General features: G+C 69.4%; 30 protein-coding genes. 4 read left to right on the top strand and 26 right to left on the bottom strand.

Annotated elements, in window-relative coordinates:
- Positions 1-3: 3 nt before the first annotated feature.
- The 17 genes from rpsH to ACFRQN_RS09125 all read right to left on the bottom strand — a co-directional run bounded on the left by rpsH (position 4) and on the right by ACFRQN_RS09125 (position 9745).
- Positions 4-411 carry a 30S ribosomal protein S8 gene (gene rpsH / locus ACFRQN_RS09205; RefSeq protein WP_030055831.1) on the bottom strand — a complete coding sequence of 136 codons (408 nt, stop codon included), beginning with the start codon at positions 409-411 and terminating at the stop codon, positions 4-6.
- A gap of 283 nt (positions 412-694) precedes the next feature.
- The gene (locus tag ACFRQN_RS09200; RefSeq protein WP_030055830.1) at positions 695-880 is read right to left on the bottom strand and encodes a type Z 30S ribosomal protein S14; all 186 of its coding nucleotides are present in this window, start codon (positions 878-880) and stop codon (positions 695-697) included.
- Between the two features lie 3 nt (positions 881-883).
- The gene (rplE, locus tag ACFRQN_RS09195; protein WP_030393302.1) at positions 884-1453 is read right to left on the bottom strand and encodes a 50S ribosomal protein L5; all 570 of its coding nucleotides are present in this window, start codon (positions 1451-1453) and stop codon (positions 884-886) included.
- Positions 1453-1764, bottom strand: coding sequence for a 50S ribosomal protein L24 (gene rplX, locus ACFRQN_RS09190; RefSeq protein WP_030055828.1), 312 nt, complete (start codon positions 1762-1764; stop codon positions 1453-1455). Before rplX ends, rplE begins: the two co-directional genes overlap by 1 nt.
- Before the next feature lie 15 nt (positions 1765-1779).
- A complete protein-coding gene (gene rplN / locus ACFRQN_RS09185; RefSeq protein ID WP_030393301.1) occupies positions 1780-2151 on the bottom strand; it encodes a 50S ribosomal protein L14 in 372 nt (123 codons plus the stop codon).
- Positions 2152-2253: 102 nt separating this feature from the next.
- Positions 2254-2526 carry a 30S ribosomal protein S17 gene (gene rpsQ, locus ACFRQN_RS09180; protein ID WP_030055826.1) on the bottom strand — a complete coding sequence of 91 codons (273 nt, stop codon included), beginning with the start codon at positions 2524-2526 and terminating at the stop codon, positions 2254-2256.
- A complete protein-coding gene (gene rpmC, locus ACFRQN_RS09175) occupies positions 2526-2750 on the bottom strand; it encodes a 50S ribosomal protein L29 (protein WP_049649042.1) in 225 nt (74 codons plus the stop codon). The genes rpsQ and rpmC overlap by 1 nt, the downstream gene beginning before the upstream one ends.
- The gene (rplP, locus tag ACFRQN_RS09170; RefSeq protein ID WP_030055824.1) at positions 2750-3169 is read right to left on the bottom strand and encodes a 50S ribosomal protein L16; all 420 of its coding nucleotides are present in this window, start codon (positions 3167-3169) and stop codon (positions 2750-2752) included. The genes rpmC and rplP overlap by 1 nt, the downstream gene beginning before the upstream one ends.
- Positions 3170-3174: 5 nt before the next feature.
- Positions 3175-3999, bottom strand: coding sequence for a 30S ribosomal protein S3 (gene rpsC, locus ACFRQN_RS09165; RefSeq protein ID WP_049649041.1), 825 nt, complete (start codon positions 3997-3999; stop codon positions 3175-3177).
- Positions 3999-4346, bottom strand: a complete 348-nt coding sequence (gene rplV / locus ACFRQN_RS09160; protein ID WP_030055822.1) for a 50S ribosomal protein L22 — start codon at positions 4344-4346, stop codon at positions 3999-4001. The genes rpsC and rplV overlap by 1 nt, the downstream gene beginning before the upstream one ends.
- A 57-nt stretch (positions 4347-4403) precedes the next feature.
- Positions 4404-4685: a 30S ribosomal protein S19 gene (gene rpsS, locus ACFRQN_RS09155; RefSeq protein WP_030055821.1), complete on the bottom strand. Its 282-nt coding sequence runs from the start codon at positions 4683-4685 to the stop codon at positions 4404-4406.
- A gap of 11 nt (positions 4686-4696) precedes the next feature.
- Positions 4697-5533, bottom strand: a complete 837-nt coding sequence (gene rplB, locus ACFRQN_RS09150) for a 50S ribosomal protein L2 (protein ID WP_030393297.1) — start codon at positions 5531-5533, stop codon at positions 4697-4699.
- Between the two features lie 43 nt (positions 5534-5576).
- Entirely contained in the window at positions 5577-5894 is a 318-nt protein-coding gene (gene rplW / locus ACFRQN_RS09145) for a 50S ribosomal protein L23 (protein ID WP_030280768.1), read from the bottom strand.
- Complete coding sequence (gene rplD / locus ACFRQN_RS09140; RefSeq protein WP_049649040.1) at positions 5894-6571, bottom strand: 50S ribosomal protein L4; 678 nt, start codon at positions 6569-6571, stop codon at positions 5894-5896. The genes rplW and rplD overlap by 1 nt, the downstream gene beginning before the upstream one ends.
- 4 nt (positions 6572-6575) lie before the next feature.
- Positions 6576-7223 carry a 50S ribosomal protein L3 gene (rplC, locus tag ACFRQN_RS09135; protein WP_030055817.1) on the bottom strand — a complete coding sequence of 216 codons (648 nt, stop codon included), beginning with the start codon at positions 7221-7223 and terminating at the stop codon, positions 6576-6578.
- A 14-nt stretch (positions 7224-7237) separates the two neighbouring features.
- Positions 7238-7546 carry a 30S ribosomal protein S10 gene (gene rpsJ / locus ACFRQN_RS09130; protein ID WP_012785157.1) on the bottom strand — a complete coding sequence of 103 codons (309 nt, stop codon included), beginning with the start codon at positions 7544-7546 and terminating at the stop codon, positions 7238-7240.
- Between the two features lie 393 nt (positions 7547-7939).
- On the bottom strand, positions 7940-9745 hold the full coding sequence (locus tag ACFRQN_RS09125) for a hypothetical protein (protein WP_380739392.1): 1806 nt from the start codon (positions 9743-9745) through the stop codon (positions 7940-7942).
- Positions 9746-10035: 290 nt separating this feature from the next.
- Here ACFRQN_RS09125 and ACFRQN_RS09120 point away from each other — a divergent pair, with 290 nt between their 5' ends.
- The gene (locus tag ACFRQN_RS09120; protein WP_074003959.1) at positions 10036-11787 is read left to right on the top strand and encodes a hypothetical protein; all 1752 of its coding nucleotides are present in this window, start codon (positions 10036-10038) and stop codon (positions 11785-11787) included.
- Between the two features lie 83 nt (positions 11788-11870).
- Here ACFRQN_RS09120 and ACFRQN_RS09115 read toward each other — a convergent pair whose 3' ends face one another.
- From ACFRQN_RS09115 to rfbB, 6 genes are all read right to left on the bottom strand, one after another.
- Positions 11871-12776, bottom strand: coding sequence for a glycosyltransferase family 2 protein (locus ACFRQN_RS09115; RefSeq protein WP_380739390.1), 906 nt, complete (start codon positions 12774-12776; stop codon positions 11871-11873).
- A gap of 4 nt (positions 12777-12780) precedes the next feature.
- Complete coding sequence (locus ACFRQN_RS09110) at positions 12781-13179, bottom strand: DUF2304 domain-containing protein (RefSeq protein ID WP_074003960.1); 399 nt, start codon at positions 13177-13179, stop codon at positions 12781-12783.
- Positions 13176-13865: a glycosyltransferase family 2 protein gene (locus tag ACFRQN_RS09105; protein ID WP_049649036.1), complete on the bottom strand. Its 690-nt coding sequence runs from the start codon at positions 13863-13865 to the stop codon at positions 13176-13178. The genes ACFRQN_RS09110 and ACFRQN_RS09105 overlap by 4 nt, the downstream gene beginning before the upstream one ends.
- Positions 13866-13933: 68 nt before the next feature.
- On the bottom strand, positions 13934-15271 hold the full coding sequence (locus ACFRQN_RS09100; protein WP_181970608.1) for a lipopolysaccharide biosynthesis protein: 1338 nt from the start codon (positions 15269-15271) through the stop codon (positions 13934-13936).
- The gene (rfbD, locus tag ACFRQN_RS09095) at positions 15268-16203 is read right to left on the bottom strand and encodes a dTDP-4-dehydrorhamnose reductase (protein WP_074003961.1); all 936 of its coding nucleotides are present in this window, start codon (positions 16201-16203) and stop codon (positions 15268-15270) included. Before rfbD ends, ACFRQN_RS09100 begins: the two co-directional genes overlap by 4 nt.
- Positions 16200-17177 (bottom strand): dTDP-glucose 4,6-dehydratase, encoded by a 978-nt coding sequence (rfbB, locus tag ACFRQN_RS09090; RefSeq protein ID WP_074003962.1) that lies wholly within the window; start codon positions 17175-17177, stop codon positions 16200-16202. The genes rfbD and rfbB overlap by 4 nt, the downstream gene beginning before the upstream one ends.
- Positions 17178-17258: 81 nt before the next feature.
- On the opposite strand from rfbB, the gene rfbA reads away from it, so the two are divergent.
- The 3 genes from rfbA to ACFRQN_RS09075 all read left to right on the top strand — a co-directional run bounded on the left by rfbA (position 17259) and on the right by ACFRQN_RS09075 (position 20154).
- Positions 17259-18134 (top strand): glucose-1-phosphate thymidylyltransferase RfbA, encoded by an 876-nt coding sequence (rfbA, locus tag ACFRQN_RS09085; protein ID WP_049649034.1) that lies wholly within the window; start codon positions 17259-17261, stop codon positions 18132-18134.
- Positions 18131-18730 (top strand): dTDP-4-dehydrorhamnose 3,5-epimerase, encoded by a 600-nt coding sequence (rfbC, locus tag ACFRQN_RS09080; RefSeq protein WP_049649033.1) that lies wholly within the window; start codon positions 18131-18133, stop codon positions 18728-18730. The genes rfbA and rfbC overlap by 4 nt, the downstream gene beginning before the upstream one ends.
- A gap of 197 nt (positions 18731-18927) precedes the next feature.
- Positions 18928-20154 (top strand): acyltransferase, encoded by a 1227-nt coding sequence (locus ACFRQN_RS09075; RefSeq protein ID WP_074003963.1) that lies wholly within the window; start codon positions 18928-18930, stop codon positions 20152-20154.
- Positions 20155-20190: 36 nt separating this feature from the next.
- On the opposite strand, the gene ACFRQN_RS09070 is transcribed toward ACFRQN_RS09075, so the two are convergent.
- The 3 genes from ACFRQN_RS09070 to ACFRQN_RS09060 form a co-directional block, all read right to left on the bottom strand.
- Entirely contained in the window at positions 20191-20643 is a 453-nt protein-coding gene (locus ACFRQN_RS09070) for a GtrA family protein (protein WP_074003964.1), read from the bottom strand.
- Positions 20644-20670: 27 nt separating this feature from the next.
- Positions 20671-23091, bottom strand: coding sequence for a hypothetical protein (locus ACFRQN_RS09065; protein ID WP_143204612.1), 2421 nt, complete (start codon positions 23089-23091; stop codon positions 20671-20673).
- A 94-nt stretch (positions 23092-23185) separates the two neighbouring features.
- The gene (locus ACFRQN_RS09060; RefSeq protein WP_074003966.1) at positions 23186-24202 is read right to left on the bottom strand and encodes a glycosyltransferase family 2 protein; all 1017 of its coding nucleotides are present in this window, start codon (positions 24200-24202) and stop codon (positions 23186-23188) included.
- Between the last annotated feature and the right edge of the window lie 312 nt (positions 24203-24514).

The raw sequence follows: 24514 nt of genomic DNA, 5'->3' as shown, positions 1-24514 counted from the left end.
GAATTACCAGACGTAGGCGAGAACTTCTCCGCCTACGCCCTTCTTGGCGGCCTGCTTGTCGGTGAGGAGACCCGAAGACGTGGAGATGATCGCCACGCCCAGGCCGCCGAGCACCTTCGGCAGGTTGGTGGACTTTGCGTAAACGCGCAGACCCGGCTTGCTGATGCGCTTGATGCCGGCGATGGAGCGCTCACGGTTGGGGCCGAACTTGAGCTCGATGGTCAGCTTCTTGCCGACCTCGCCCTCGACGGGCTCCTCAACCTTGTAGGAGGAGATGTACCCCTCCTGCTGCAGGATCTCGGCGACGTGCGCCTTGATCTTGCTGGCCGGCATCGCCACGGAGTCGTGGTACGCCGAGTTCGCGTTACGCAGACGCGTGAGCATGTCTGCGATGGGGTCGGTCATGGTCATGATGGCCTCAGGCCTCTCTCGCCGCGGTTTCTCCGCGCCAGGTCCCCCTGCCGCACTCTTCCGAGTTCGTCAGGGGCACAAGCGCAGGGGACCTGCGACGTCGTAAGACTGGGTGCGAGCCCTCCAGAAGGGCCACGGGCGTCCATGGGGAAGCCGTGGCAGGGGGCCCGACCCCACTACCTTACGGGAATCCGTACGGTAGGCCCAAAACGGACCAGTGTGGGATCGGGCACCTCTGCTTCGCTGTGTGCCTAAAGTGCCTGGTCCCTCTGTTGGGAGAGGACTACCAGGAGCTCTTGGTCACGCCCGGCAGCTCGCCGCGGTGCGCCATCTCACGAAGGCAGACACGGCACAGGCCGAACTTGCGGTACACCGAGTGCGGACGGCCGCAGCGCTGGCACCGGGTGTAGGCCCGGACGCCGAACTTCGGCTTGCGCTCGGACTTCGCGATGAGGGACTTCTTCGCCATGTGTTACGCCTCCTTGAACGGGAAGCCCAGAGCGCGCAGGAGCGCCCGGCCCTCGTCGTCGGTCTGGGCGGTGGTCACGACGGTGATGTCCATACCGCGCTGACGGTCGACCTTGTCCTGGTCGATCTCGTGGAACATGACCTGCTCGGTCAGACCGAAGGTGTAGTTGCCACGGCCGTCGAACTGCTTCGGGGAGAGGCCACGGAAGTCACGGATACGCGGCAGGGCCAGCGACACCAGACGGTCCAGGAACTCCCACATGCGGTCACCACGGAGGGTGACGTGGGTGCCGATCGGCTGGCCCTCGCGCAGCTTGAACTGCGCGATGGACTTGCGAGCCTTGGTCACGGCCGGCTTCTGACCGGTGATCGCGGTCAGGTCGCGGATCGCGCCCTCGATCAGCTTGCTGTCACGGGCGGCCTCGCCGACACCCATGTTGACGACGACCTTGACCAGGCCGGGCGTCAGCATGACGTTCTCGTACGAGAACTGCTCCTGCAGCTGACCCTTGATCTCGGAGTTGTAACGCTCCTTGAGACGGGGGGTCACCTTCTCAACAGTCGTCTCAGACATCAGATGTCCTCACCGGTTCGCTTGGCAACGCGGATCTTGTTGCCCTCGTCATCGAAGCGGTAGCCAACGCGGGTGACGACCTTCTTGCCGTCCTTCTCCACGACCAGCTGGACGTTGGAGACGTGCACCGGCGCCTCGACGGTGACGATGCCACCCTGAGTGCCCGGGCCCGGCTTGGTGTGCTTCTTGACCCGGTTCACACCCTCGACCAGGACCTTGTTCTCGGCGGGCATGGCCTGGATGACCTTGCCCTGCTTGCCGCGGTCCTTGCCGGTGATGACCTGAACCAGGTCACCCTTCTTGATCTTCATGCTGTTCGCCATGAGTTAGAGCACCTCCGGCGCAAGCGAGATGATCTTCATGAACTTCTTGTCACGCAGCTCGCGGCCCACCGGGCCGAAGATGCGGGTACCACGGGGGTCACCATCGGTGTTCTTCAGAACGACCGCGGCGTTCTCGTCGAAGCGGATGTACGAGCCATCCGGACGACGGCGCGACTTCACGGTACGGACGACGACGCACTTGACGACGTCACCCTTCTTCACCGAACCGCCGGGGATCGCGTCCTTGACGGTCGCGACGATGACGTCCCCGATACCGGCGTAGCGGCGACCGGAACCACCGAGAACGCGGATGCAAAGGATTTCCTTCGCGCCCGTGTTGTCGGCGACACGCAGTCGCGACTCCTGCTGGATCACAGCTTTCTCCTGATCGTCAACGAGAGCTGACGGGCCGGCCGCTGCTCACACCAGCGCCCGCGAGGGACCTGGTGCACATACGGCCGTACCGCATCAACTTCGTTACTTGGCCTTCTCGAGGATCTCGACGACGCGCCAGCGCTTCGTCGCGGACAGCGGGCGGGTCTCCGCGAGGAGGACCCGGTCGCCGATGCCGCAGGCGTTCGCCTCGTCGTGCGCCTTCAGCTTGTTCGTACGGCGGATGACCTTGCCGTACAGAGCGTGCTTGACGCGGTCCTCGACGGCGACGACGACGGTCTTGTCCATCTTGTCGCTGACGACGAGACCCTCACGGGTCTTGCGGAAACCGCGCGTCTCGTTGGTGTTCTCAGTCATCAGGCGCTCTCCACCGTCTCGATGCCCAGCTCGCGCTCGCGCATCAGGGTGTAGATCCGCGCGATGTCCTTACGGACGAGCTTGAGCCGTCCGTGGTTGTCGAGCTGCCCGGTCGCCGCCTGGAAGCGGAGGTTGAACAGCTCCTCCTTGGCCTCACGGAGCTTGGCAACGAGACCCTCGTTGTCCAGCTCGCGGAGGTCAGCAGCCTTGGTGCCGGCCGACATCAGCTCTCACCTGCCTCGCGCCGGATGATCCGGCACTTCATCGGGAGCTTGTGAGCTGCGCGGGTCAGCGCCTCACGAGCCACCTTCTCGTTGGGGTACGACAGCTCGAACATGACCCGACCCGGGTGCACGTTCGCGATCCACCACTCGGGCGAACCCTTACCGGAACCCATGCGGGTCTCGGCCGGCTTCTTGGTGAGCGGACGGTCCGGGTAGATGTTGATCCAGACCTTGCCGCCACGCTTGATGTGACGGGTGACGGCGATACGAGCGGACTCGATCTGCCGGTTCGTCACGTAGGCCGGGGTGACGGCCTGGATGCCGTACTCGCCGAAGGCGAGCTCGGTGCCACCCTTGGCAGCGCCACGACGCTTCGGGTGGTGCTGCTTGCGGTGCTTGACCCGACGGGGGATCAGCATGGGAGTCAGGCCTCCGTTCCGGTGTTCTCGGCAGCCGGCGCCTCAGCGGCCGGGGCCGCGGGGGCCTCGGCAGCGGCGGGACGACGGCCACGGCCACCGCGCTCGCCACCACGGCGGTCGCCACCGCGGGCGGGACGACCACCCTCGGGACGGGCCGGGCGGTTGCCCGAGCGGGCAGCGGCGTTCTCAGCGCGGACCTCGGCGATGTTCTTGACGTCGCCCTTGTAGATCCAGACCTTCACGCCGATGCGGCCGAAGGTGGTCTTGGCCTCGAAGAAGCCGTAGTCGACGTTCGCACGCAGGGTGTGCAGCGGCACACGACCCTCGCGGTAGAACTCCGACCGGCTCATCTCGGCGCCGCCGAGACGACCGGAGCACTGGACCTTGATGCCCTTGGCGCCGGACTTCATGGTGCCCTGCATCGACTTGCGCATGGCACGGCGGAAGGAGACGCGGGAGGACAGCTGCTCCGCGACGCCCTGAGCCACGAGCTGGGCGTCCAGCTCGGGGTTCTTGACCTCGAGGATGTTCAGCTGGACCTGCTTGCCGGTCAGCTTCTCGAGGTCGCCGCGGATGCGGTCGGCCTCGGTGCCACGGCGACCGATGACGATGCCGGGGCGGGCGGTGTGGATGTCGACGCGGACGCGGTCGCGGGTGCGCTCGATCTCAACCTTCGAGATGCCGGCGCGCTCCATGCCCTTCGTCATCATGCGACGAATGGCAACGTCTTCCTTGACGTAGTCCTTGTACAGCTTGTCGGCGTACCAGCGGGACTTGAAGTCCGTGCTGATGCCGAGGCGGAACCCGTGCGGGTTAACCTTCTGGCCCATTACCGGGTCCCTTCCTTGCTGCTGACGACCACGGTGATGTGGCTGGTCCGCTTGCGGATCCGGTAGGCGCGGCCCTGGGCACGCGGGCGGAACCGCTTCAGGGTCGGACCCTCGTCAACGTACGCCTCGCTGATGACGAGGTCGTCCACGTTGGAGTGGTTGTAGTTGTGCGCGGCGTTGGCAATGGCGCTGTCGAGCACCTTGCCGACCGGCACGGTGGCGGCCTGCGGAGCGAAACGCAGGACGGCCTGGGCCTCCGTGGCCGGCAGGCCACGGATGAGGTCCACCACGCGGCGGGCCTTCATGGGCGTGACGCGGATGTACCGCGCCTGGGCCCTGGCTTCCATGGTTGTCCCCTTAATGGAGTAAGTCATTGAGTCGTTCTGGCGGTGAAGCTCAGGCGACTAGCGACGCTTCGACTTGCGGTCGTCCTTGACGTGGCCGCGGAAGGTGCGGGTCGGAGCGAACTCGCCCAGCTTGTGGCCGACCATCGACTCGGTGACGAACACCGGGACGTGCTTGCGACCATCGTGAACCGCGATCGTGTGGCCGAGCATGGCCGGGAAGATCACGGAGCGGCGGGACCAGGTCTTGATGACGTTCTGGGTACCCGCCTCGTTCTGCGCGTCCACCTTCTTGAGAAGGTGGCCGTCGATGAAGGGGCCCTTCTTGAGACTGCGCGGCATCTGACCTGCTCCTAGCGCTTCTTGTTGGTCTTGCGGCGGCGCACGATGAGAGCGTCCGACGCCTTCTTCGGGCGACGGGTACGACCCTCCTTCTGGCCCCACGGCGAGACCGGGTGGCGACCACCAGAGGTCTTACCCTCACCACCACCGTGCGGGTGGTCGATCGGGTTCATGGCGACACCACGCACGGTCGGGCGAACGCCCTTCCAGCGCATACGGCCGGCCTTGCCCCAGTTGATGTTCGACTGCTCGGCGTTGCCGACCTCGCCGACGGTGGCGCGGCAGCGCGCGTCGACCAGGCGGATCTCGCCGGAGGGCATGCGCAGGTGCGCCATCTTGCCCTCACGCGCCAGCAGCTGGATGCCGGAGCCGGCCGAGCGGGCCAGCTTGGCACCGCCGCCGGGACGCAGCTCCACCGCGTGGATGGTGGTACCGACCGGGATGTTGCGCAGCGGCAGGTTGTTGCCCGGCTTGATGTCGGCGCCAGCGCCGTTCTCGATCCGGTCGCCCTGCGTGATGCCGCGCGGCGCGATGATGTAGCGCTTCTCGCCGTCCGCGTAGTGCAGCAGCGCGATGCGCGCGGTGCGGTTCGGGTCGTACTCGATGTGCGCGACCTTCGCCGGCACGCCGTCCTTGTCGTGACGACGGAAGTCGATCACGCGGTAGGCGCGCTTGTGACCGCCACCCTGGTGGCGAACGGTGATCCGACCGGCGTTGTTACGGCCGCCCTTGCTGTGCAGGGGGCGAACCAGCGACTTCTCCGGGGTGGACCGCGTGATCTCTACGAAGTCGGCCACGCTGGAGCCACGACGGCCCGGCGTAGTCGGCTTGTACTTGCGGATGCCCATTTGGCTCTCTCGTCCTCGTCCTTATCGACGATCACGATCTCCGTTAGGAGACCGGACCACCGAAGATGTCGATGCGGTTGCCCTCGGCCAGCGTCACGATGGCGCGCTTGGTGTCCTTGCGCTTGCCAAAGCCCGTCTTGGAGCGCTTGCGCTTGCCCTGACGGTTGATCGTGTTGACAGCCTCGACCTTGACCGAGAAGACCGCCTCGACGGCCTGCTTGATCTGGGTCTTGTTGGCGCCCGGCGACACGATGAACGTGTACTTGTTCTCGTCGAGAAGGCTGTAGCTCTTCTCGGAGATGACCGGCTTCACCAGGACGTCACGGGGGTCCGTGAACGTCTTGCTCGTAACGTCGCTCATCAGGCGGCGCTCCCTTCGAGCTCGCCCTCAGCGGCAACGGCCTTGGCGGACGCGGCCGGACCGGCCACGAAACGCTCGAAGGCGGCCTGGGTGAAGACCACATCGTCGGAGACGAGCACGTCGTAGGTGTTCAGCTGACCGGCGTCCAGGATGTGCACGTGCGGCAGGTTGCGAGCGGACTTCAGGCCCAGCTCGTCCTCGCGCTCGACGACCAGGAGGACGTTCTTGCGCTCGGTGATCTTGCCGAACAGGCTCTTGGCGGCCTTGGTCGACGGCACCTCGGCCGCGACCACGTCGGTGACGACGTGGATGCGGTTGTGGCGGGCCCGGTCGGTGAGCGCACCGCGCAGAGCGGCGGCGATCATCTTCTTCGGGGTCCGCTGCGAGTAGTCGCGCGGCACGGGACCGTGCACGACGCCACCGCCGGCGAACTGCGGCGCACGGGTCGAGCCCTGACGGGCGCGGCCGGTGCCCTTCTGGCGGTACGGCTTCTTGCCGCCACCGCGGACCTCGCCACGAGTCTTGGTCTTGTGGGTGCCCTGACGGGCCGCAGCGAGCTGCGCCACGACGACCTGGTGCATCAGCGGAACGCTGACCTTCGCGTCGAAGATCTCGGCCGGAAGCTCGAGGCTGCCGGTCTTGTCGCCCGAGGGCGACAGGATGTCAATGGTGCTCATATCCTCACAGCCCCTTCGCCGCGGTGCGGACGAGGACGAGGCCGCCGTTCGGGCCCGGGATTGCGCCCTTGATCAGGAGCAGCCCCTTCTCCGCGTCAACGGCATGGATGGTCAGGTTCTGGGTGGTCACACGCTCGTGGCCCATCCGGCCGGCCATCCGTACGCCCTTGAACACGCGACCCGGGGTGGCGCAGCCACCGATCGAGCCGGGCGAGCGGTGCTTGCGCTGCACACCGTGACCGGCGCCGAGGCCCCGGAAGTTGTGGCGCTTCATGACACCGGCGAAGCCCTTGCCCTTGGAGGTGCCGGTCACGTCGACCTTGACACCCGCCTCGAACAGCTCGGCGGTGATCTCCTGGCCCAGGGTGTACTCGGAGGCGTCCGAGGTACGGAGCTCGACCAGGTGGCGGCGCGGGGTGACACCGGCCTTGGCGAAGTGGCCCGCGAGGGGCTTGTTCACCTTGCGGGGGTCGATCTCGCCGAAGCCGATCTGGACGGCGTCGTAGCCGGCCGGGCTGTCGGCGGTGTGGACCTGGGTCACGACATTGGGCCCAGCCTTGACGACGGTCACCGGGACGACCCGGTTGTTCTCGTCCCAGACCTGGGTCATGCCGAGCTTCTCGCCCAGGATGCCCTTAATCTGCTTAGCCATCTTCGGTGCGCCTCTCAGAGCTTGATCTCGATGTCGACGCCAGCCGGCAGGTCGAGACGCATGAGCGAGTCAACCGTCTTCGGCGTGGGGTCGAGGATGTCGATCAGACGCTTGTGAGTACGCATCTCGAAGTGCTCGCGCGAGTCCTTGTACTTGTGCGGCGAGCGGATGACGCAGTACACGTTCTTCTCAGTGGGCAGCGGCACCGGGCCCGCGACCTGCGCACCAGTACGAATCACCGTCTCGACGATCTTCTTCGCCGAGGAGTCGATGACCTCGTGGTCGTAGGCCTTGAGCCGGATGCGGATCTTCTGTCCCGCCATGGCTACTCAGTAGTCCTTTGTCCTTAGTCACTTCGCGACTCCCCCTCCGACCCCCGCGCTCGGGCGTGTCGCACTCGCGCTTGCAAAAAACCGGCGAAGTAATTCGTCGGTTTAAAACTTTCGGGGTGAGGGGTGCCGGGTCGAGGCCCCGCACACGCTTCCCGGAAGATTCCCGTACTTTCGCCCCGCAGCTGCCGTGGCGTAGAACTCACGCTTGACGGCCATCACGGGAACGACGAGTACATGGGACTCGCTTCCGGTCCTCCCGGCGGGAGGCGCGCAGCATCGGCACTCAACCGAGCAACTTGGACATACTGCCACATGGAGCAGCCCGGATGCCAATCGGGGCCGGTGAGGCGCTCCTCACCGGCCCCGATGGGGTGACGTCCCCGCTCAGTCCTTGCGCCAGAGCACCCAGCCCCGGTCCTTGTTGAACTTCGCGACGTGCCAGCCGGGCCGCGCGTCCGGCCAGCTGGTCTGCGGCAGGTCGCCCTTGCTCCAGCCGGCCAGGTACGCGGTGGCCGCCTCCGGCGGGGCGGAGCCGTCCTTCAGGTCGTCCGACCAGACCCGGCCCCAGTAGACCTCGTAGGCCATCGACATCCGGGTGTCCCAGTCGAGGTCCATGTCCAGGACGACGTTGTCGCCCTTGCGCAGGCCCGCCTCCTTGGCCACGCCCACCGCCTGGTACTTGCGGGCCTTGGCGTGCGGCTCGGAGACGTTGTCGGTGACGGCGACCGTCGCGTAGGCGGCGAACAGCGTCACGCACCCCACCACCGCGGCCACCACCCGGCGCCCGCCGGCCACCCGCAGCAGCAGGCAGGCGCCCAGCACCGCCAGCGCGCCGAAGCTCGTCCGGACCATGTGCAGGTCGTCCCAGGTCGAGGCCAGGAACATCGCGTCCGGCACCGTCCACGGACTGACCCAGAGCTTGAGCGCGGCACCCGCGTACGCGCCGACCGACAGCTGGATGATCCCGATCGCCGCCACGCCGGCCAGCGCCGTCCACAGCAGCGCGCGGACCCCGGCCCGCCACAGCGCGGCCAGGCCGACCACCATGAACATCGGCACCAGCACCGCGCAGTACCGGGCGTACACCCAGTTGTCGGTCCGGTCGTTGTCCGCCAGCCCGGCCGCCGAGGCCAGCGCGGTGCCGAACAGCAGGGCCACCATGGTGAAGGCCACCACCCGCTCGGCCACCGTGTACCGGCGCCGGAAGACGACCACCACGCACAGCACCAGGGCGACCGCCCCGAAGCCGTACGTGGAGGTCATGAAGTACCAGAGCTGCCCGAAGGTGCGGGCGATGATCGTGCCGATGTACTTGCTGTCCCCGAGGTTCTCGAAGACCTTGTTGCCGACGGTGCTCGGCGGCACGTCCTTGAACTGGTTCTCGACGAAGCGCGCCAGCAGCTTCGCGCCCAGGTACGACAGCCCGAGCCCGCCGACGCCGGCCAGCGAGGCGAGCCGCGGCGCCCAGCCGAGCGCCAGCACCACCACCAGGACCAGCGCGGTCAGCGCCACGACCACGCCGCCGCGGTCGTGGGTGGCCAGCGAGTAGCCGGCCGCCAGGCCCATCCCGGCCGCGTACAGCGCGCGGCGGCGCGTGGTGCCGGGCGAGAGCCAGCCGTGCATCGCGAGCAGCCAGGCCAGCAGGAGCACCGGGAGCACGGTGTCCGACATCACGAACTGGGAGTAGAAGACCACCGGCGGCACCAGCGCCACGGCGGCGCCCACCAGGTACGCGTGCGGCCGGGACAGGCCCACCCGGCGCGCCGCCGCCACGGCGAGCGGGAACACCAGCGCGTTGAGCAGCGCGTTGATGCCCATGATCAGGTGGTACGCGGCGGCCGGGGTGTCGGCGATCCGCAGCGCCGGCGAGATCAGCAGCGGGTACCCGCCGGGGATCACCACGCCGACCGGCATCTCGGTGGTCGGCCGTCCGGCCAGCACCCGCGCGATCACCAGGTAGGAGTCCTCGTCGGCGTGCACCGACGGGAAGTAGTTGTGGATCGACAGCACCAGGCGGAACGCCACCTGGCCGCCGTACCCGAGCAGCAGGACCACCGCCCAGAACCAGCGGTGGGCGGCGAGCGCCCGCAGCCGGGGCGGCACGACCGGTGTGTCGGGCGCGTTCGTGCCGCCGTCCTCACCCCGGCCCGGGCCGTCGGACGTGTGGGCAGAGTCGATCAGCGGCTGCACCGGGACACTTCCCTACTTGTATGAGTTTGGCGATCTCGTCATGACCGGCTCCGGGCGGCGCGCCACGGTTCCCGCCACCACTCGTCGAAGCGCATCGGCAGTGTGCCACGCGGTGATCTGCCGGAGCCAACACACTCCTCCCCCCACGGACGACAACGGCCCGCCAGGACAGGGTGGTTCGGCCCCTGCTGATCCGCTGCCCGGGGGGCTGGCAGAATCTCGGTGTCCGGCACCGAAACCACACACCGCCTCCGCACCGAATCTCTGCGGAAGAGCAGAAGGACCGAACAGTGACGACGAGCGTGCAGCCCGCCTCCACCCCGGGCATGCAACAGGGCATACCGTCCAGGCGAACAAGACGGGCCGCCGCCCTGCGCGGCCCCGCCGTCCTCTGGACCGCGGAGGCCCTGACCGCGGTCGCGGCGGCCCTGCTCATGACGGGCCTGGCAACGTCCATCGAGCTGAACCCCATGTCGCGGATCGGCCAGGTCAGCGGCCTCGCCGCGTTGCAGCTCCGGCTCCTGCTGCTGCTCGCCGTCGTCGTCCTGGTCCTGGTGCCGGCGATGCGCCGCTGGGCGGAGGTCCCGGTCCGGTTCGCCGCGGCCGCGGTCGCGGGCCTGTCCTCCGGCGTCCTGGCGGCCGGCGTCTCGCTCGCGCTGCGCGACACCAACTGGCCTCTGTACGCCCAGTCGGGGGACTCCGGCAACCTCCAGGCCTGGGTCAGCGCCCTGATGGACGGCAAGCCCCTCGACGGCGCCTACCCGCCGTTGTTCCCGCACATCGTCGCCTTCGTCGCCGAACACCTCACCCACGGACAGATCGGCTACGCGCTCAAGCTCGTCGACCTGCTGTTCGTCGCGATGCTCGGCCCGCTCGCCTACCTGTCCTGGCGGCTGCTGCTGCCCCCGCTCTGGGCACTCGGGATCGGCGTCACCGCCGCCCTGCCGATGGCGCAGCCGTACAAGCCGTACACCACCTTCGTGCTCGTCGCCTTCCTCCCCGTGCTGGCGAAGCTGATGCAGCTCCTCCAGCGCGCCCCGGAACTCCCGCGCCGCACCGTCGCCGTCCGCGGCGCCGTGCTCGGCCTCGGGATCGCACTGCTGTTCAACCTCTACTCCGGCTGGTTCGTGTGGTCCGCGGCCGGAGCGGTGGTCCTCACCGTGGTGCTGCTGCTGCGTGCCCGCCGCACCGGCGGGACCCCCGGCCTGCTCAACGCCCTGACCGCGATCGGCGCCGCCGCCGGGGTCTTCCTGGCCGTCTCCTCCCTCTACCTGGTCCGGCTGCTCGGGTCCGCCGGGAGCACGGTCGACCGCTACTGCTACTTCGACACCTACACCGAGCCGACCTACTTCGCGATGTGGCGCGACGACCTCCCCGGCACCGACGGCCAGAGCACCTGGCCGATCCCCGGCGAGCTCGGCGGGGTCGGCCTCTTCACGATCCTGCTGCTGGTCGGCCTGGGCGTGGCGCTGGCCCTCGGGATCGGCCGGGCCGTCGTCCTGACCGCCGCCGCCTGCACGGCGAGCGCCCTGCTGATGCGCTACTGGTACGCCTCCCACATGGAGCGCGACCAGGCCGTCATGCTCTACCCGCGCACCAGCGCGCAGCTGCTCTACTGCCTGCTGGTCCTCGTCGGCCTGGCCTGCTACCTGATCGCCCGCCGCCGTCGGAGCGCCGCTTCGGCCCCCGAGACGGCCGAGGAGACCGGCCGCCGTCTCCCGCTGCGCCTCAACCAGCGCGGCGTGGCCATCGGCGCCCTCTGCGCGCTGGGCCTGCTCTTCGGCATGGCCGGCTCCGCCACCGCCAGCAAGTACATGCCCGACCCGCACGAGGGCGCCGGCATGCTGGCCTGGATCTCGCAGACCACCGCCGACACCAAGGGGCACTGCTCACGCTACGCGCCCAAGTGCGTCGACGCCCCGGGGCTCATCAACCCGGCGGACCCGAAGGTCGACCTCGGGAAGCTGATCTGCCCGAAGGTCAACCCGTACCCGCGCAAGGACGAACTGCTCCCCGGGTTCTCCGCAGACCTGCCCGAGTGACCCTCCCCGAACCGCGAACGGCACTGGGCCGGTAGTCCGAACTCGGACTACCGGCCCAGTGCCGTACCAGTGGGTGCGAGCGGTCAGTGCCGGTCGCCGCCGGTCAGCGCGTGGCGGACCAGCACCTTGGCGCCGGCCCGCTCGCCGCGCTTCAGGGCGCCCGGCAGCATGGTCAGCGCGTGCAGGCGCGAGGCGCTGCGGAACCGGGCCGCACGGGCGGCCTTCGGCCAGCCGCGGGCGTCCATCCGCTCCGCCACCGCGTTGAAGTACCGCTCCGCCTCGGTGAACCGGGTGCCGGAGAAGGCCTGCACCGAGGACTCGCTGACGGCGTGCCGCCGGTACTGGAAGACGACGGTGGTGTTGTCCACCAGCATCTGCTCGCCGCGCTCCAGCAGGTCGACGACCAGGGCCAGGTCCTGGATCACCGAGTACTCGTCGCGGAAGTTGACCGCGCGCAGTGCCTCGCCCCGCCAGCAGATCGACGGGAAGTAGAGCCAGTTGCCGCGCAGCACGCTCGCGGCCAGCTCCTCGCCGCCCATCAGCCGCCGGCCCTTGACGGTCGGCGCGTAGATCTTCTCCTTGACGTTGTCCGCCAGGCCGGAGCGGCTGACCTCGCCGTTGCCGTCGATGACCTCGACGCCCGGCTGCACCATGCCCAGGTCCGGGTTGTCCTTGACGATCGCCCGGACGGTCTCCAGGTAGTGCGGGTGCAGCAGGTCGTCGCAGCCCATGATGACCACGTGGTCGGCCGTGGACAGCTCCACGCACTTCTGGAAGTTCTTGGTGATGCCGAGGTTGTGCTCGTTGCGCAGGTAGCTCACCCGGTCGTCGCCGAGCGAGGCGAACCAGCCCGGGACGTCCAGCTCCTTGCCGTCGTCTATGACGGTCAGCCGGAAGTCCCGGTCGGTCTGCGCGAGGATGCTCCGCACCGCGGCCTGCATCAGCGCCACGTCGCCGTAGTACGGCAGCATGAACTCGAAGGTCGCCACGGGATCAGGCCTTGCTGCGGTCGACCGGCGCCGAGACCGGCAGGTCCAGGTCGAAGCGCTCCTCGTTCAGACGGGCGCCCTCGTTGATCGCCACGGTCCGCGCCAGGTCGGTGAGCTTCTTCTCCAGCGAGCGGAAGCGCAGGAAGGTGTTCAGGGTCAGGAAGCCCATCCCCAGCACCATCCCGTACAGCACCAGGTCGGTGCCGCGGCCGACACCGAGCTGGTGGGCCAGCCAGGTCACGTCGGTGGGACGCAGCACCGCGTAGATGTTCACGAGCACGAAGACCGAGAACGCGATGCGCTTCCAGGCGCGGGTGTTGGCACGGTCCCAACGCCGGATGAACATGAAGGCGAGAGTGACCGAGCCGAGAATGAGAACCAGCTGGATCCAGAAGAATTTCATCGGCGGCTACGCTCCCGCAGCGAGATGTCGAAGATGATGTTGACGCCGTTGATCAGGGACTGACCCTTGGCGCGTGAGTAGTCGGTGTACAGGATGTCCACCGGGAGTTCGGCGACCCGGAGGTCCGAGCCGGCGAGGAAGCTGACGATCTCCGACGCGTGCGCCATGCCGTTCATGGTGATCCGCAGCCGGCCGGCGGCCTCGCGGTTCAGCACGCGCAGACCGTTGTGGGCGTCGGTCAGCTTGAGCTTGCGAGCGGTCGGGCTGACGGTCGCCGCGGTGCGCAGGACGACCCGCTTGATCCACGGCACCTGCCCGTTCTGCTCGATGAAGCGCGAGCCGAGGACGACGTCCGTGTCGCCCTCCCGCAGCAGGGCGACCATCTTCTCGACGTCGGCGGTCTGGTGCTGGCCGTCCGCGTCGAAGGTGGCGAAGTACTTGGCGCCCGGCTGGGCCAGGGCGTAGGCGAGGCCGGTCTGGAGGGCGGCACCCTGGCCGAGGTTGACCGGGTGGCGCACCAGGTGCGCGCCCGTCTCCATGATGTGCTTGGCCGAGTCGTCGCCGCTGCCGTCATCGACGACCACGATGTTCGGGAACGTCTTTCGCGCCCCCTCCACAACGTCGGCGATCACCTGGCCCTCGTTGTAGGCCGGGATCACCAGCCAAACATCGTCGTACTGGGACACGGAGGCTCCATGAATGGGGTCTGGCCCGCGCTGCTGCGCGGCGATCTGAAGATGAGGGGCGGACACGGTCAGTCACCGGCCGTCCGGCTGCTCAACACCGCGGCGTTCGGGTCCCCCGACTGCTGGACGAGGCCGGCGGAGTTCGTCGCCGAACGGGCGAAACTCTGCCTCAGGACCGCCAGCATACCGAGGACGGTGGCCACGGAACCCGCCGTGTACGCAACGACCACGCGGGTGGACACGTCGCCCGGCATGAAGGTGATCGCGGCGAGGACCGCCGTGCCGACCGCCCAGCAGAGCAGCTGAAGGTTGTGCCGCTTGAATACCATCAGCGCCTGGCCGAGCACCATCGCGAACATGTACGCCACGGTTCCGGCGGACATCCAGAAGAAGTCGAGGCAGCCGAGCACCGGCTTTGCGCCGAACAGCACCTGGATCAGCCAGGGGCCGAGGGCGACCGCCGGGATGCCGCCGAGCACGCCGAGTCCGCCGACCACGGCGCCGATCTTCTTGAGCATCCCGGTGAAGGCGGCCCGGTCCCCGACCGCGATCGCGGCGGAGAGGCCGTTCAGCAGCGAGGCCTGGAGCGAGCCGAAGACGAACAGCGGCACCCGGGCCAGCACCAGCGCGTTGAGCAGGGCGGCGATCAGCGCGGAGTCGGAGGGCGCGAGCAGCTTGGTGCTCACCACGGCCGCGTTCACCACGACCTGGGAGAGCAGCGTCGAGCAGATCAGCAGGCCGAGCCCGGAGCAGAGTTCGGACCAGCCGACCTGCTCGCCGGGCTTCACCGCGCGCAGCAGCGGCGGCAGCGTGACGATCGTGGCGATGATCGGCGCGACGGCCAGGATCAGGCTGAACGCGAGCGCCGAGTGCACACCGGCCACGGCGAAGGCGAAGGCCAGGCCGATCCGCAGGCCGCCGTCCAGGCCGAGCTGGGTGCCGTACGCGCCGAAGCGGCCGAGGCCGGCCAGCACGCCGCGGGTGAGGTAGCAGACGGCCATGCCGGTGAAGGCCCCGCCGAGCGCCAGCACCAGCGAGCGGTCGCCGTGGAACATCGACCGGGCGATCGGGCCGGAGGCGGCGCCGAGGGCGACCAGGGTCGCCGCGAGGATCCCGCCGGTGAGCAGGGTCGCCCGGCGCAGCACCGGCGCGGCGCCGTGGCCGAGCGCCGCGCGCGCCGAGACGATCCGGGTGAGCTCCTGCTCGATCGGGAAGAAGACGCCGATGCCGACCGACATCACGATCGTCCACAGCAGCGAGACGTTCGCCATGTCGTCGACCGACAGGCTGTGGCCCGCCACTCCGAGGTGGATGTAGGAGGCGGCACCCAGTACGACGGTGCCGCCGGCCACCGCCAGGGTTCCCGGCGGTAGCGCGGCAGCCACCTTCGTCAGTGCGTTCTTCACTGAGGTCTGTCGCTCTCCGTGGTCCGGGCCGTGGCGGCCAGTTCGGCGAAGACGGGCGTGGCCAGGGCCTCGGCCAGCATGGTCCGCCACTCGGGCAGCGGCGCCAGCCCGGCGGCGGCCCAGCGGTCGTGGGCCAGCACGCTGAAGGCGGGGCGGGCGGCCGGGCGGACGAAGGCCTCCGACGTGGTCGGGCGGATCCGCTCCGGGTCCAGCCCGCTCAGCGCGTAGGTCTCGCGGGCCAGTCCGCACCAGGTGGTCCGGCCGCTCGCGGTGCCGTGGTAGACCCCGGCCGGGGCCTGCCCGGCGAGCGCGGCCCGGCCGAGCTCGACCAGGCGGCCGGCCAGCGCGTACGACCAGGTCGGCTGGCCGTGCTGGTCGTCCACCACGTCCAGGGTGTCGCGCTGGGCGGCGAGCTTGAGCATGGTGGCCACGAAGTTCGGGCCGTGCTCGCCGTACAGCCAGGCGGTGCGCACGACGTAGCCGTGCTCGGGGAGCAGTTCGGCGACCGCCCGCTCCCCCACCAGCTTGCCGCGGCCGTACGCGTTCACCGGCGCGGTCGGGGCGTCCTCCGGGCAGGGCTCGGTGGCGTCGCCCGGCAGGACGTAGTCGGTGGAGACGTGCAGCAGCCGCGCGCCGCTCTTGGCGCAGGCCTCGGCCAGGTGGCGCACACCGGTGCCGTTGACGGCGGTGGCGGCGTCCTCCTCGGCCTCCGCGGCGTCGACGTTCGTCCACGCGGCGCAGTTGACCACGATGTCGTGGCCCTCGACGGCGGCCTGGACGGCCGCCGGGTCGGTGATGTCGAGGTCCGCCCGGCGCAGCGCGGTGATCTCGGCGGTCCCGTCGGCGCCCAGCACCGAGAGCAGGTCCTGCCCGAGCATCCCGGCCGCGCCGGTGACCAGCCAGCGCACGGGCGCGGCGGCGTTCGCGGTCACTTGGCCAGGGCCGCCTTCTGCTTCAGCGGCTCCCACCAGGCGCGGTTCTCGCGGTACCACGCGATGGTCGCGGCGAGGCCGTCCTCGAAGCGGACCTGCGGCTCGTAGCCGAGCTCCTCACGGATCTTGCTGATGTCGATCGAGTAGCGGAGGTCGTGGCCCTTGCGGTCCTCGACGTGCTCGACCATGTCCCAACCCGCGCCGGCGGCCTCCAGCAGCAGGCCGGTCAGCTCCTTGTTGGTGGCCTCGGTGCCGCCGCCGATGTTGTAGACCTCACCCGCGCGGCCGCCGCGCATGACCAGCTCGATGCCCCGGCAGTGGTCGGAGACGTGCAGCCAGTCGCGGACGTTGCCACCGTCGCCGTACAGCGGCACCTTCTTGCCGTCGATCAGGTTGGTGGTGAACAGCGGGATGACCTTCTCCGGGAACTGGTAGTGCCCGTAGTTGTTGGAGCAGCGGGTCACCACGACGTCCATGCCGTGGGTGCGGTGGTACGCCAGCGCCAGCAGGTCGGAGGAGGCCTTGGAGGCCGAGTACGGGGAGTTCGGCTCCAGCGGCCAGGTCTCGGTCCAGGAGCCCTCGCTGATCGAGCCGTACACCTCGTCGGTGGAGATGTGCACGAAGCGGCCGACGCCGTGCTTGCGCGCGGCGTCGAGCAGGACCTGGGTGCCGACGACGTTGGTCAGCACGAACGGGCCCGCACCGGCGATCGAGCGGTCCACGTGGGACTCGGCGGCGAAGTGCACCACCACGTCGTGGCCCGGCATGACCTGGTCGACGGCGTCCGTGTCGCAGATGTCGCCCTGGACGAAGGTGTAGCCCTTGTGGTCGGCCACCGGGGCGAGGTTCTCCAGGACGCCCGAGTAGGTGAGCTTGTCAAAGACCGTGATCCGGGCGTTCTCGTCAGCCCCGAGGAGCTGACGGACGAACTCCGAACCGATGAACCCGGCGCCGCCGGTCACGAGGATGCGCATAATGCGCGTAGTCTACCGCCGCCCGAACACCCTCCCGACCCGGCCCCTCCCGCGTCGGGCGATCTCGAATAGGGTGCTCCCATGCGTGGAATCCTCCTGGCCGGCGGCACCGGCTCGCGGCTGTGGCCCCTGACCCGTGCGGTGTCGAAGCAGCTCCTCCCGGTCTTCGACAAGCCGATGATCTACTACCCCCTCTCGACCCTCGTGATGGCCGGGATAAGCGAGATCCTGATCATCACCACCCCGAACGACCGGGACCAGTTCGAACGGCTGCTGGGCGACGGTTCCCAGTTCGGCCTGAAGCTCCAGTACGCCGTCCAGGAGAAGCCCGAGGGCATCGCCCAGGCCTTCGTGCTCGGCGCGGACTTCATCGGCGACGAGCCGGTGGCCCTGATCCTCGGCGACAACATCTTCCACGGCACCGGCCTGGGCACCTCGCTCACCGAGCACTCCGACATCAAGGGCGGCCGGGTCTTCGCCTACCCCGTGGCCGACCCGACCGCGTACGGCGTGGTCGAGTTCGACGAGAGCGGCCAGGTCATCTCCATCGAGGAGAAGCCGACCGAGCCCAAGTCCCGCTACGCCGTCCCCGGCCTGTACTTCTACGACAACCGGGTCGTCGAGATCGCCCGCACCCTGGAGCCGAGCGCCCGCGGCGAGCTGGAGATCACCGCCGTCAACGACGCCTACCTGCGCACCGGCGACCTGCACGTGACGACCCTCGACCGTGGCACCGCCTGGCTGGACACCGGCACGTTCGTGTCGATGGTCCAGGCCTCGGAGTTCGTCCGGGTCATCGAGGAGCGCCAGGGCTTCAAGATCGGCTGCATCGAGGAGGCCGTCTGGCGGGCCGGGCTGATCGACGACGCCCAGCTGCGCGAGCTCGCCGAGCCGCTGCTGAAGAGCGGCTACGGCCAGTACCTGGTGGACCTGCTCGACGAGGCGGCCGCCAAGTGAAGTTCCGCGAGCTCTCCATCGAGGGCGCCTTCGAGATCACCCCGCAGGTGCACGGCGACGCCCGTGGCCACTTCACCGAGTGGTACCGCTTCGACCTCCTCGCCGAGGTCGTCGGCCACCCGCTGGACCTGGCCCAGGCCAACCTGTCGCTGTCCGCCAAGGACGTCGTCCGCGGCATCCACTTCGCCGACGTCCCGCCCGGCCAGGCCAAGTACGTGGCCTGCACCCGCGGCGCGGTGCTGGACGTCATCGTCGACCTGCGGGTCGGCTCGCCGTCCTTCGGCAAGTGGGAGTTCGTCCGGCTGGACGACACCGAGCGCACGGCCGTCTACATCCCGGAGGGCCTCGGCCACGGCTTCTGCGCCCTGAGCGACGACGCCACGCTGACCTACCTCTGCTCGGCGACGTACAACCCGACCGGCGAGCACGGCGTGCACCCGCTGGACCCGGACCTCGGCATCGAGTGGCCGACCGACGCCCCGCAGCTCTCCGCCCGTGACGCGGTCGCGCCCACCCTCGCGGAGGCGCTCGCCACCGGCCTGCTGCCGGACTACCAGGCCTGCAAGGCCTACACGGACTCGCTGAAGCAGCAGTAGCGACTGCCGGTCCGGCTGAGGGGACGCGCGCGCGAGCGCTCACGTCCCCTCAGTCATCCCTCCTGCCCCTCCTGCCCCCTCCCAGGCCCCTTCCCAGGCCGCTCCCCAGCCGGCCGGATCGGACGACCATGACCCACCAAGCGGGACCCTCACACGGCATACGCGGGGGCGTCGGCACCCGACGCTTCGCGTGGCTGATGGGAGGGGGTGGAGGAGGCAGCCTGTCCGGCCGCCAGAACAGCTTCGGCGCGATCCGCACGGCCCTGGCGGTGCTCGTCGTCTACTCCCACGCCTACCCGCTCGGATTCGGCCGGCCCGCTCCGCTCTCCCACTTCAGCGGTGGCCAGATAGACCTCGGCCGGCTCGCGGTGGTCGGCTTCTTCGCGCTCTCCGGGTTCATGATCACCGGCAGCGCCCTGCGCAGCACGATCGGCCGGTACTCCTGGCACCGCGCCCTGCGCATCCTGCCCGGGCTCTGGGCCTCGCTCCTGGTCTGCGTCCTGCTGGTGGCGCCCGCCCTGTACTACCGGACCCACCACTCGCTCACCGGCTACTGGTCACACCCGCACGGGCCGCTGAACTACCTGGCGGGTGCCTGGAACGCCTCGCTCTCCACCGGGTTCGACATCTCGAACGTGATCGACGACGGCATGAAGGCCGGCACCAACCACGACCCCGGGATCAACGGCTCCCTCTGGTCGCTCGACTACGAGATGCTCTGCTACGTCATGATGGGCCTGCTGGCCGCCGGCGGCGTGCTGCTGCGCGCGAAGAAGACGGTGCCGCTGCTGACCCTGGTCGGCTGGATCCTGATCTTCGAGGACTGGCGGACGACTCCCGGCTTCGTCAACAACCCGCACAGCATGGGCTTCTACATCCACGTGCCGGTCTTCGGCCAGGTCTACACCCAGTACTTCGTCTACCTGGCGTTCGTCTTCCTGCTCGGCGCCACGGTGCAGCTGTACAAGGAGCGGATCCCGATCAACGCCGGGCTCGCGCTGCTGTCGGTCGTCGTGCTCGTCGCCAGCCTGCGCTACGGCGGGCTGTTCGCGTTCGGCTACCCGGCCTTCGCGTACCTGCTCTTCTGGCTGGCGGTCCGGCTGCCCCGGCCGTTCCAACGGATCGGCGTCAAGCGGGACTTCTCGTACGGCATCTACGTGTACGGCTTCACCGTCGAGCAGGCCGTCGCCGCGCTCGGGGGCAACACCCACGGCATGAAGGTCTACCTCCCGCTGTCCCTCGGCGGGACGGTCGTCCTCGCCGCGCTCTCCTGGTACCTGGTCGAGAAGCCCGCGTTGAAGGCGAAGGACTGGACGCCGCGGCCGGTGCGCGCGCTGGCCGAACGCCGGGCCCGCACGGTCGTCGTCCCGGTGTCGGCCGAGCAGGCCGGGGAACCCGCCAGGTCTGCGGTCCCCGCGCCCTGACCGCACGACGCCAGGCCCCGGTGGCCCGGTTCGCCCTCAGCGGGTCCTGAAGACCCACACCTTGAGGAGGACGAACCGGGCCACCGTCGCGAGGCCGTTGGCCACGACCAGGCCCGCGACCTCGACCACCCGCGAGGCGTGCGGCGCGAGCAGGGCCAGCAGCGCGAGTGCGCCGCTGCTCAGGCCCAGGCCGATCAGGAAGGCGACGGCGCCCTGGAGCTGGTGGCGCACCGCGCCCTCCGAGCCGGTGATGCCGAAGGTGAAGCGCCGGTTGGCCGCGGTGTTGGCGACCGCGCTCACCGCCAGGGCGATCAGGTTCGCCGCCTGCTGGTCGACGACCTGGCGGGCCACCACGTACAGGCCCAGGTAGAAGAGCGTGCTGAGCACGCCGATGACCAGGAACGACGGCAGCTGCCGCTTGGCGGTGCCGGCCGTCGCGGCCGCCCGGCCGTCGGGGGCCGGTGCCGGCGCGTTGTCGGTGGAGACCATGGATTGCCCACTGCTTCGTTCGTCGGGTCAGGAGAGCTCGTAGACGGCCACCCGGCCGTTGTCGAACACCGGCTTGGCGAGGTCCTTGAGCTGCGGTGACTCGGCGCCGGCCTTCCGCTGGACCACGAGGTAGCGGACCTTGTGATCGCGGTGCAGCCGGTTCAGGACGTCCGGCGTCGGCGCGTAGAACGCGGCCTCGTTGAGCTGGAACAGCTCGGTGTCCCAGAACGGCGAGCCGGAGGCCGACGCCCCGTTCGCGCTGGCCATCAGCCTCGGCGCGTACGCCCAGCCCTCGATGAGGACCGAGCGCTCCGAGTAGCCGCTGAGCCAGTGCGAACGGTAGTTGGCGCACGGCAGGCCGTCCGCGTAGTCCTCGTACTGCCAGCAGTGGCTGTTCGTCGCCAGGATGTCCGAGGGCGCGCTGTGCGAGCGGATCCAGCGCGCGGCGTTCACCTGGCTCGCCGGCATCACCCAGCTGCCGTCCCACAGGGTCTCGTGGGCCTGAATGGCATCGAGGGCGAGACCCGGGGTGCCGAGCGTCAGTCCGGCGGTGAGCAGGACGACCCCGCCCCGGCGCCGCAGACCGCCCGCCGCCCTGGAGAGCAGGCGCCAGAGCAGCCCCAGGAGGACCGCCAGCACCGCGAACGCGGCCGCCACGCTCAGCGCCGGCAGCAGCGGCGTGTACGGCTCGGTGCCGGTGCCGTCCCCGGTGTGCTCGCGCAGGAAGGTCTCCCAGTCCGCCGAGAACCGGTACGAGAGCCAGGTGAACAGTCCGGTCAGGGCCACCGCGCCGACGGCCAGGGCGGCCTTCGCTGCCTTGGGCAGCGTGGCCCGTTCGAAGGCCTCGCAGTACCCCCAGGCGGACAGCACCGCCCCGAAGGGCATCGCGGAGATGGTGAAGTAGCTGGCGTTGTAACCGTTGACCACCAGGTAGGCCGCCGGTCCGGCGACCACCGCGCCGAGCAGGAACCACTGCACCGCGTCGAGCCGGAGGCGGCGCCGCCACAGCAGCGGCACCGCGCCGAGGAGCTTGATCTGGTGGTTCAGGAAGAAGGCGATCAGGACGGCCGCGACCAGACCGCTCTGCAGCAGCACCGGCCGGCCCTCCACGGGTTCGGCCCAGTACTTCTGGATGTTGCCGAAGGGGATGACCTCCAGGCCGTAGCTCTCGAAGTCGAAGATCACCGCCGTCGCGAAGAGCTGGGCGCCCGCGATGGCCGCGCCCAGCCCGACAACCCTCCAGGGGATGCGCCGGGTCCTGATCAGGACCGCCAGGCCGGCGACGGCCAGACCCGCGAGTGCCACCGGGAGGGTGCTCGCCTTGGCCGCACTGGAGGCGGTCGCGAACATCGCCGCCAGGACGAAGACTCCCCACCCGAACTCCGGTGCCCGGGGCGGCCCGTCGGCGTCGCCCGGGCCGCCGACCCTGCGGAGCCCGTCGGCGACCACGCCGATCAGCGCGATCAGCAGCGGCTGACTGTACGTCAGCGACATGCTCGACCAGGACATCAACCGGACGGCCGGCGCACCGAAGGTCCAGCTCATCACGGTGTTCGGGTAGACCGCGGTGAACTCGCCGACCGCGAAGAGCAGCAGCGCGGCGAGCGGGCCGGCCCACGCCCGACCGGTGATCCGCTGGGCCACCACCGCCGTGATCAGCGCACCGAGCGCGGCGAACGCGGGGACGAGCAGCCTGGTCTCGACCACCGGCAGGTCGATGTGGCCGACCATGTCGGTCATCGCCATGTGCGCGAACGTGAACCAGTGGTAGTGGAGCGGCTCCCCCGCCACCTGCGGCAAGGTCAGCGGCACGTGCTGCTTGGCGTTGGCCGCCAGCGACAGCATGTACGGCATGTCGCCGAACAGCCGTGACTTCTCGTCCGTCGCCAGGACCGGGAACTTCGACAGGAAGACCAGGTAGTAGTACAGGCTGGTCAGGCCCACCAGCCCGGCCATCGACCAGGAACAGCCGAGGGACAGCCGCCGGTACCCGCTGGGGCGCCAGTGCCGGCGCAGGCGCGGGACGAGCAGGAACGGGACGACCACGGCGAGCGGCCACCCGACGGCCACCGACTGGAGGCCCGCGCGGACGAGGACCGCCCACGCCGCCAGCTCCAGCACCAGCCCGGTCACCGCGCCGAAGACGAGGTCCTCCAGCAGGGTGTGCGGACGCCTGCGCAGGGCCCGGAAGACCAGGGTGCCCGGAAGCACCACGCCCCAGCCCGCGTAGAAGGTGTACCGGGCGATGTCACCGACCCTGGTGTCCGCGGCCAACAGCAGCCCCACCAGGAGCAGGTACGCGCAGACCGCAGGGAGGAACCGCCAGAGGGCGTGGGCCCCGGTTCTCCCGTCCGCCGTGCCGCCGGGCCGCCCGCCGGACGGCGCCGGAATACCCGGGCGTCCTCCGGTGGCCGGCACTGCTCCGGTCGCGGTGCTGTTCGTATGCATGGTGTCCGTTCTCTCGTCCGAGCTCACAGCTCGCAGCACGGCAGCCCGGTGGAGGCCGGCGGCGGTCCGTCGACCGGCGTCGGAACGACTCCGGTCAGCCCGTGTAGGAGGCGCTGCGACGAGCTGTCGCGGGGTCGGTCCCCTCCGCCGAGTCATAGCCGACGAAGTAGGCCGGCCTGGCCTGTGCCGCCGAGTAGATGCGGCCGACGTACTCGCCCAGGAGGCCCATGCAGAAGAGCTGCACGGCGCCGAGGAACAGCATGCCGATGAACAGCGAGGACCAGCCGGGGACGGTCTTGTCGAGCGCGTACGCGACCACGGTGTAGACGCCGAGGGCGAAGCAGAGCACGAAGCTCAGCAGGCCGAGCCAGGTGGCGAGCCGCAGCGGGCTCGCGGAGAAGTTGGTGACGCTGTCGACGGCGAGGCGGACCATCTTGGACAGCGGGTAGTGGGTCGAGCCGGCGACCCGCTCCTCGCGCACGTAGACGACCTCGCCACTCGGGAAGCCGAGCCACGGCACCAGCAGCCGGTAGACCGGCTGGTGCTCGGGCATCGCCTTGAGAGCGTCCACCGCCGCGCGGCTGAGCAGCCGGAAGTCACCGGCCTGGTTGGGCATCTTCTTGCCGACGAGCTTGCGCATCAGCCAGTAGTAGGCGCCGGCGGTGCGGCGCTTGAAGATCGTGTCGGTGCCGCGGTCGCCGCGCACGCCGTAGACGATGTCGAGGTCCCGCTCCCGCGCGAGCGAGAGCATCTCGGGGATCTTCTCCGGCGGGTCCTGGAGGTCGGCGTCGATGGAGACGACGTAGTCGCCGAAGGCACGGTGGATGCCGGCGGTGAGCGCGGCCTGGTGCCCGGAGTTGCGGGCGAAGCGGACGATCCGGAACTCCGGCCAGTCCTGGTGGATCTTCTGCATCAGCGCCGGGGTGGCGTCCGTGCTCCCGTCGTCGATGCCGACCACTTCATACGTGATTCCCAGGCCGTCGAGGATCGGGCGCAGGCGCCGCACGGTCAGCGGCAGCGCCTCCTGCTCGTTGTAGATCGGCATGACGACCGACAACAGCGGCGCCGGTTCCCCGGTCCGCCCGACTCCCTGCTCCACTGCGTTGAGCATCCTTCTTCGCCTGTCCCCATGTGATCCGAAAGCGGTTGGGCGGCATGGACCGCCGGGTCGACCCACCGGCCGGAATCCTTCCCCCTCCGCACCCGGAGCATCGCGGACGCCGGCGGGGGAGAGCCAATGAGCGGCAGGATAGCAGTCCATTCCAAGGGCACTCTCAACGGACCTGTTACCTGATCGCCGTCGATTCGATATCCCGACACGCCGAAGGGCCCCGCGCACCCGGGGTGCGCGGGGCCCGTAGGACGAGCCTTTAACAGGCAAGCACGTAAAAAACTAAAATACAATTTTATAATTGTTAACATG

The organism is Kitasatospora sp. NPDC056800, from assembly GCF_042789775.1.
Lineage (GTDB): Bacteria > Actinomycetota > Actinomycetes > Streptomycetales > Streptomycetaceae > Kitasatospora.
This window is presented reverse-complemented; position numbering and strand designations above follow the sequence as displayed.

Coding starts and splice junctions, on each gene's coding strand:
- rpsH (WP_030055831.1), bottom strand. CDS start 411: ATGACCATGACCGACCCCATCGCAGACATGCTCACGCGTCTGCGTAAC.
- ACFRQN_RS09200 (WP_030055830.1), bottom strand. CDS start 880: ATGGCGAAGAAGTCCCTCATCGCGAAGTCCGAGCGCAAGCCGAAGTTC.
- rplE (WP_030393302.1), bottom strand. CDS start 1,453: ATGTCTGAGACGACTGTTGAGAAGGTGACCCCCCGTCTCAAGGAGCGT.
- rplX (WP_030055828.1), bottom strand. CDS start 1,764: ATGAAGATCAAGAAGGGTGACCTGGTTCAGGTCATCACCGGCAAGGAC.
- rpsQ (WP_030055826.1), bottom strand. CDS start 2,526: ATGACTGAGAACACCAACGAGACGCGCGGTTTCCGCAAGACCCGTGAG.
- rpmC (WP_049649042.1), bottom strand. CDS start 2,750: ATGTCGGCCGGCACCAAGGCTGCTGACCTCCGCGAGCTGGACAACGAG.
- rplP (WP_030055824.1), bottom strand. CDS start 3,169: ATGCTGATCCCCCGTCGGGTCAAGCACCGCAAGCAGCACCACCCGAAG.
- rpsC (WP_049649041.1), bottom strand. CDS start 3,999: ATGGGCCAGAAGGTTAACCCGCACGGGTTCCGCCTCGGCATCAGCACG.
- rplV (WP_030055822.1), bottom strand. CDS start 4,346: ATGGAAGCCAGGGCCCAGGCGCGGTACATCCGCGTCACGCCCATGAAG.
- rpsS (WP_030055821.1), bottom strand. CDS start 4,685: ATGCCGCGCAGTCTCAAGAAGGGCCCCTTCATCGACGGCCACCTTCTC.
- rplB (WP_030393297.1), bottom strand. CDS start 5,533: ATGGGCATCCGCAAGTACAAGCCGACTACGCCGGGCCGTCGTGGCTCC.
- rplW (WP_030280768.1), bottom strand. CDS start 5,894: ATGAGCGACGTTACGAGCAAGACGTTCACGGACCCCCGTGACGTCCTG.
- rplD (WP_049649040.1), bottom strand. CDS start 6,571: ATGAGCACCATTGACATCCTGTCGCCCTCGGGCGACAAGACCGGCAGC.
- rplC (WP_030055817.1), bottom strand. CDS start 7,223: ATGGCTAAGCAGATTAAGGGCATCCTGGGCGAGAAGCTCGGCATGACC.
- rpsJ (WP_012785157.1), bottom strand. CDS start 7,546: ATGGCGGGACAGAAGATCCGCATCCGGCTCAAGGCCTACGACCACGAG.
- ACFRQN_RS09110 (WP_074003960.1), bottom strand. CDS start 13,179: ATGAAATTCTTCTGGATCCAGCTGGTTCTCATTCTCGGCTCGGTCACT.
- rfbB (WP_074003962.1), bottom strand. CDS start 17,177: ATGCGCATCCTCGTGACCGGCGGCGCCGGGTTCATCGGTTCGGAGTTC.
- rfbA (WP_049649034.1), top strand. CDS start 17,259: ATGCGTGGAATCCTCCTGGCCGGCGGCACCGGCTCGCGGCTGTGGCCC.
- ACFRQN_RS09075 (WP_074003963.1), top strand. CDS start 18,928: ATGGGAGGGGGTGGAGGAGGCAGCCTGTCCGGCCGCCAGAACAGCTTC.
- ACFRQN_RS09070 (WP_074003964.1), bottom strand. CDS start 20,643: ATGGTCTCCACCGACAACGCGCCGGCACCGGCCCCCGACGGCCGGGCG.
- ACFRQN_RS09065 (WP_143204612.1), bottom strand. CDS start 23,091: ATGCATACGAACAGCACCGCGACCGGAGCAGTGCCGGCCACCGGAGGA.
- ACFRQN_RS09060 (WP_074003966.1), bottom strand. CDS start 24,202: ATGCTCAACGCAGTGGAGCAGGGAGTCGGGCGGACCGGGGAACCGGCG.